This is a genomic window from Actinophytocola sp., assembly GCF_036002505.1.
Classification (GTDB): domain Bacteria; phylum Actinomycetota; class Actinomycetes; order Mycobacteriales; family Pseudonocardiaceae; genus DASYTH01.
This window is the reverse complement of sequence record NZ_DASYTH010000093.1, coordinates 1-5,535: the sequence shown is the minus strand read 5'-3', so window position 1 is coordinate 5,535 and position 5,535 is coordinate 1. Positions and strand designations below refer to the sequence as shown.

Annotated in this window: 3 protein-coding genes and 2 pseudogenes; 1 reads left to right on the top strand and 4 read right to left on the bottom strand. The window is 70.8% G+C overall.

Translation table 11 applies throughout. The annotated features are described in order from the left end of the window. Positions 1-2,480: glycosyl hydrolase family 95 catalytic domain-containing protein (locus VGR06_RS07045; RefSeq protein ID WP_327558145.1), on the top strand; the 2,480-nt coding region annotated here is incomplete at its 5' end. A 182-nt stretch (positions 2,481-2,662) separates the two neighbouring features. Here VGR06_RS07045 and VGR06_RS07040 read toward each other — a convergent pair. The 4 genes and pseudogenes from VGR06_RS07040 to VGR06_RS07025 form a co-directional block, all read right to left on the bottom strand. Continuing rightward, on the bottom strand, positions 2,663-3,889 hold the full coding sequence (locus VGR06_RS07040; protein WP_327558144.1) for an RNA polymerase sigma factor: 1,227 nt from the start codon (positions 3,887-3,889) through the stop codon (positions 2,663-2,665). Further along, positions 3,889-4,292, bottom strand: a pseudogene (locus VGR06_RS07035) (YciI family protein). The gene VGR06_RS07040 and the pseudogene VGR06_RS07035 overlap by 1 nt, the downstream one beginning before the upstream one ends. Positions 4,293-4,575: 283 nt before the next feature. Beyond that, a complete protein-coding gene (locus tag VGR06_RS07030) occupies positions 4,576-4,896 on the bottom strand; it encodes a hypothetical protein (protein ID WP_327558146.1) in 321 nt (106 codons plus the stop codon). A 105-nt stretch (positions 4,897-5,001) separates the two neighbouring features. Further along, positions 5,002-5,202: pseudogene (locus VGR06_RS07025) on the bottom strand (helix-turn-helix domain-containing protein); the annotation flags it as partial. Positions 5,203-5,535 lie beyond the last annotated feature (333 nt).

The window sequence follows — 5,535 nt, the reverse complement described above, 5'->3', positions numbered from 1 at the left end:
ACCAGACGATGCTCGGCAACCCGGCCGGCGAGCTGGCCTACCAGCCCGCCGGCGATCTCCGGCTGACCCTGCCCGGCGCCGGCGGGGTGTCCGGGTACCAGCGGTGGCTCGACCTCACCACCGCCACGACGGTCGTGACCTACGTCGCGAACAACGTGCGGTTCCGGCGCGAGGTGATCGCCAGCGCGCCGGACCAGGTGATCGCCCTGCGCCTCACGGCCGAGACGCCGGGTTCGGTCTCCTTCACGGCCTCGTTCACCAGCCCGCAGCGGTCGAGCGCGTCCAGCCCGGACGCCACGACGATCGCGCTGGACGGCGTCTCCGGCGACTACCGGGGGATCGCCGGCTCGGTCCGGTTCCTCGTGCTGGCCCGCGCCGTCGCCGAGGGCGGGAGCACGACAAGCTCCGGCGGCACGCTCCGGGTCTCCAACGCCAATGCCGTGACGCTGCTGATCTCGGTCGGCACCAGTTACGTCAGCTACCAGAACGTCGGCGGTGACTACCGGGGCATCGCCTCCCGGAACCTGAACGCCGCCGCGGGCACCGCGTACGGCACCCTGCTCAGCCGGCATGTGGCGGACTACCAGCGGCTGTTCGGGCGCGTCACCCTCGACGTCGGTCGGACGGCGGCGGCCGACCAGCCGACCGACGTCCGGATCGCCCGGCACAGCACGGTCAGCGACCCGCAGTTCTCCGCCCTGCTGTTCCAGTACGGCCGGTACCTGCTGATCTCGTCCTCGCGGCCGGGTACCCAGCCGGCCAACCTGCAGGGCATCTGGAACGAGTCGCTGAACCCGATGTGGGAGTCGAAGTACACGATCAACGCCAACCTGCCGATGAACTACTGGCCGGCCGACTCGACCAACCTGGCCGAGTGCTATGAACCGGTGTTCGCCCTGATCCGGGACCTCACGGTCACCGGCGCCCGCACGGCGCAGGTGCAGTACGGCGCCCGCGGCTGGGTCATGCACCACAACACCGACGGGTGGCGCGGGTCCTCGGTCGTCGACGGGGCGTTCTGGGGCATGTGGCAGACCGGCGGCGCGTGGCTGGCCACCACGATCTGGGACCACTACCGGTTCACCGGCGACGTCGAGTTCCTGCGCGCCAACTATCCGTCGATGAAGGGCGCCGCCCAGTTCTTCCTCGACACCCTGGTGACCGAGCCGAGCCTCGGCTGGCTGGTCACCAACCCGTCGAACTCGCCGGAGCTGAGCCACCACCCGGACGTGAGCATCTGCGCCGGGCCCACGATGGACATGCAGATCCTGCGGGACCTGTTCGAGGGCTCCGCCCGGGCCAGCGAGGTCCTCGGCACCGACGCCGCGTTCCGCGACCAGGTCCGGGCGGCCGCGCAGCGGTTGGCGCCGATGCGGGTCGGATCCCGCGGGAACGTCATGGAGTGGCTCTTCGACTGGGTGGAGACCGAGCCGAACCACCGGCACATCTCGCACCTGTACGGCCTGCATCCCAGCAACCAGATCACCAGGCGTGGCACGCCCCAGCTGTTCACCGCCGCCCGCCGGACCCTGGAGCTGCGCGGCGACGCCGGCACCGGCTGGTCGCTGGCCTGGAAGATCAACTACTGGGCGCGGATGGAGGAAGGCAGCCGGGCTCATGACCTGATCCGCACCCTGGTCACGACGGACCGGCTCGCGCCCAACATGTTCGACCTGCACCCGCCGTTCCAGATCGACGGCAACTTCGGCGCGACCTCCGGCATCGCCGAGATGCTGCTGCAGAGCCACAACGGCGAGCTGCACCTGCTGCCCGCGCTGCCGCCGGCCTGGCCGGCCGGAAGCGTCTCGGGCCTGCGCGGTCGCGGCGGGTACACCGTCGGCGCCGCCTGGAGCCCCGGCCGGACCGAGCTCACCGTCACCCCCGACCGCGCCGGTGCCGTCCGGGTCCGCAACCGGATCTTCACCGGCGCCTTCGAGCTGCGCGACGAGACCGGCGGCACTCAGGTCCAGCCGGCGCGACCCGAGGCCGACCTCATCGAGTTCACCGGTCAGGCCGGCCACACCTACCGCGCGACCGCCCTGGTGTCGGGGCCGGTGCAGGTCGGGGTGAACTACCGGATGGTGGCCGTGCACAGCGGCAAGGCCGCCGACATCAACGGTGCGTCCACCGCCGCCGGTGCGCTGCTGATTCAGTGGTCGGCCAATGGTGGGCTGAACCAGCAGTTCGATTTCCTGGATTCGGGTGGTGGTTTCTTCCGGGTCCGGTCCCGGCTCAGCGGTTTGGTGTTGCAGGTGGCCAGTTCGGGCACCGGGGCGGATATCACGCAGCAGCCGGACGGCAATGCGGCCAGCCAGCAGTGGCGGGTGGTGGACCAGGGTGGCGGGGTGGTCAGCCTGGTCAACCGGCAGAGCGGCCTGGCGATGGATGTGTGGGGGGTGTCGACCGCCGACGGCGCGCGCATCTCCCAGTTCACCCCCACCGGCAACACCAACCAGCGGTTCCAGCTCCAGCGCGTCTGAGTCGTGGGGGAGCAGGGCGATGAAGGCGTCGATCGTCACGCCGGGAATGACGAAGGCGTCCTTCATCGCCCTTACGGGGCTGCTGCTTCGATTACGGCAACGGCACCATGGAGGCCGTCGGGGCCGATGCGATCGACGGTATCCGGGCCGCGCTCGAACCCCGGCTGGCCGTGCTGGAGAAGTCAGCCCAGCGTGGCCGCCTTGCGCAGTAGCACTGAGCGTTCGCGCTGGTTGGCGCACAGCCGGGCAGCCAGCTCCAGCTCGGCGCGCGCTTCTGGTCGCCGTCCGAGCCGGGCCAGCAGCTCACCGCGCACGGTCGGGACCAAATGCGAACCGGGGAGCCGGTCCGAGGCGATCAGCTCGTCCACGATGGCCAGGGCTTGCTCCGGACCCGAGGCCATGGCCACGGCGACGGCCCGGTTGAGCACGACCACCGGCGAGGGCGCGACCCGGCCGAGTGCCTCGTAGAGCACCACGATCCGGTCCCAGTCGGTCGCCTCGACGGAGGGTGCCGACGCGTGGGTGGCGGCGATCGCGGCCTGCAGGCCGTAGGGGCCCAGGCCGCGAGTCGATGCCTTGGCCAGCGCGGCCAGCCCACGGCGGATCGCCGAGAAGTCCCACCGGCGCCGGTCCTGGTCCTCGAGCAGGACCGGCGAACCGTCCGGGCCGGTCCGGGCCGGGACGCGCGCGGCGGTCAGCTCGCACAACGCGAGCAGGCCGTGCACCTCGGGCTCGTCGGGTTGCAGCGCGGCCAGCGTGCGGGCCAGCCGGATCGCCTCGTAGGCGACGTCGGGGCGTAGCAGCCGGTCGCCCGACGTGGCTGTCGACCCCTCGGTGAAGATCACGTAGATGACGCTGAGCACGCCGCCCAGCCGCTCCCGGCGCTCGCCGGCCGGCGGCAGCTCGAACGGCACCCCGGCCGCCGCGATCGTCTTCTTGCCCCGGGTGATGCGGGCTTGCACGGTCGGCACGGGTACGAGGAACGCTCGGGCGATCTCCTCGCTGGACAGGCCGCCGACCACGCGCAGGGTCAGCGCCACCCGGGCCTCGGGGGAGAGCACCGGGTGGCAGCTGATGAACATCAGCGCCAGCACGTCGTCGTCGATCCTGTCGGGGTCGATTTCTTCGTCGACCGCCGGGGCGACCGCCGGGTCGGCCGCCAGCAGGGCGTATTGGTCCTGGAGGGCGGTCCGGCGGCGGATCGCGTCGATCGCCCGCCGGCGGGCCGTGGCCATCAGCCAGCCGGCCGGATTGGCCGGAGAGGCGAGCGGCCACGATACCAGCGCTTCGGCCACCGCCTCCTGGGCCGCGTCCTCGGCCAGCCCGAAATCGCCGGTGAACCGGGTCAGCGCGGCGACGATCCGCGCCGACTCGATCCGCCAGACGGCCTCGACATCGGCCGTACCCATCAGGTCTGGCCGGTGCTCTCGGGCCCGGCCCGTTCCTTGACGATCACTTGTCGACCTGCGGGACCTCGTCGCTCCCGGGCACCCGCCGGACCTCGATCTTGGACCCGGGGGCCGCCGGGACCCGCTTGGCCCACTCGACCGCCTCCTGTTTCGAGGCGACATCGAGCAGGAAGTAGCCCCCGAAAAGTTCCTTGGTCTCCCCGTAGGGCCCGTCCGTGACCACCGGGGTCTCGCCGCTGAAGTCGACCACGACGCCCTGGCCCGGATCGTCCAGCCCTTCGGCCGCGACGTGGACGCCGGCCTTGAACAGGTCCTCGATGAACTGGCGGGTCGTGGCCATCATCTCGTCGATGTTGGCCATCATGGCCGCGTTCGACTCGTCGGTGCCCCGCATGATCAGCATGTACTTCGGCAACACACTCTCCTCGTCCGGCGGGGCCGCCTCTCGACCCTCGCACCCATACGTCGAACGAGCGGCCCGCGGATCGACACGGCCCCGGAGAAATCTCTCGCCGCGACGCAGCCGATCCCTCTGACCCGCGTTGCGCCCGTCAGACCGGCCCCACAGCGATGTCTGACGCGGACGCCCTGCTGATCAGAGAGCTTAACGTCGCAGCTTTGGAAGGCGGCAACGCTCACACAGACCTGGGAAAAGCATTCGGGACGCGCTCAGTGATTTCTTTCCGCTACCGGGCTGAAGAGAGGGCGACGGGAATCTTTAGCGCCGTTTCGCCCGCGCGCACTCTTCTGCCGCTGCTCGATCGGAGTGGATGCCGAGGTGGCGGGGGAGGTCGCCGATCTGGTTGACCAGGGCGATCACGGTCGGCCCACATGCGGCGGAAGGTGTCGCTGTGCACGGCCAGCTCGCCGATCGGCTCGGTGAGCTGCGGGTCGTCGGGGTGGCGTCCGGTGTACAGGCGCAGCGTGGCCAGGCAGTCGCCGGCGACCCGGTCCCAGTCGGCGTACAGCGTGCGGGCCGCGTCGTCGAGCGCGGGGACGCTGAGAATTTCCAGCGCCCGGGCGAGGGCCGGGCGGACCTTCTGTGGGCTGAGCTGCCGGCGGCGGCCGGGCGGACCTTCTGCGGGCTGAGCAAGCTCGAACAGGTGCGCGCGTTCGGTGTCGTCCAGCTGCAGGGCGCGGGCGACGGCCGCCAGGACGGTTTCGGAGATGCCCTTGCTTTGGCCTCGCTCCAGGCGGATGTGGTAATCGACGCTGACTCCGGCGAGCTGGGCGACTTCCTCGCGGCGCAGCCCCGGCATTCGGCGGGGGCCCGCGTGCGGGGCGATACCGGCCTGCTCGGGGGTGATCCGGGCCCTGCGAGTGCGGAGAACCCCCGGATCTCGGTGCGGCGGTCATGGGTCCACCGTACGACGGAGCTCCGCTCGTCAGCGCCCTGGAAGGGGGTACTGACCAGGGCCGTTTCAAGATCGTTTAAGCAGCGGCTCAGCACGTGCTACCCAAGGCCGATGGTGTGCCGGTGGTGCGGGACCTCGGCGATACTTCAGTGTCCATTGTGGAGTGAGTGCGATGAAGGGGGCCTCCCTCACGCCGAGCGTGACGAAGGCCCCCTTCATCTCACCCACTCCACAATGGACACCGAGGTATCGCCGAGGTCCCGCACCACCGGCACACCATCGGCCTTGGGT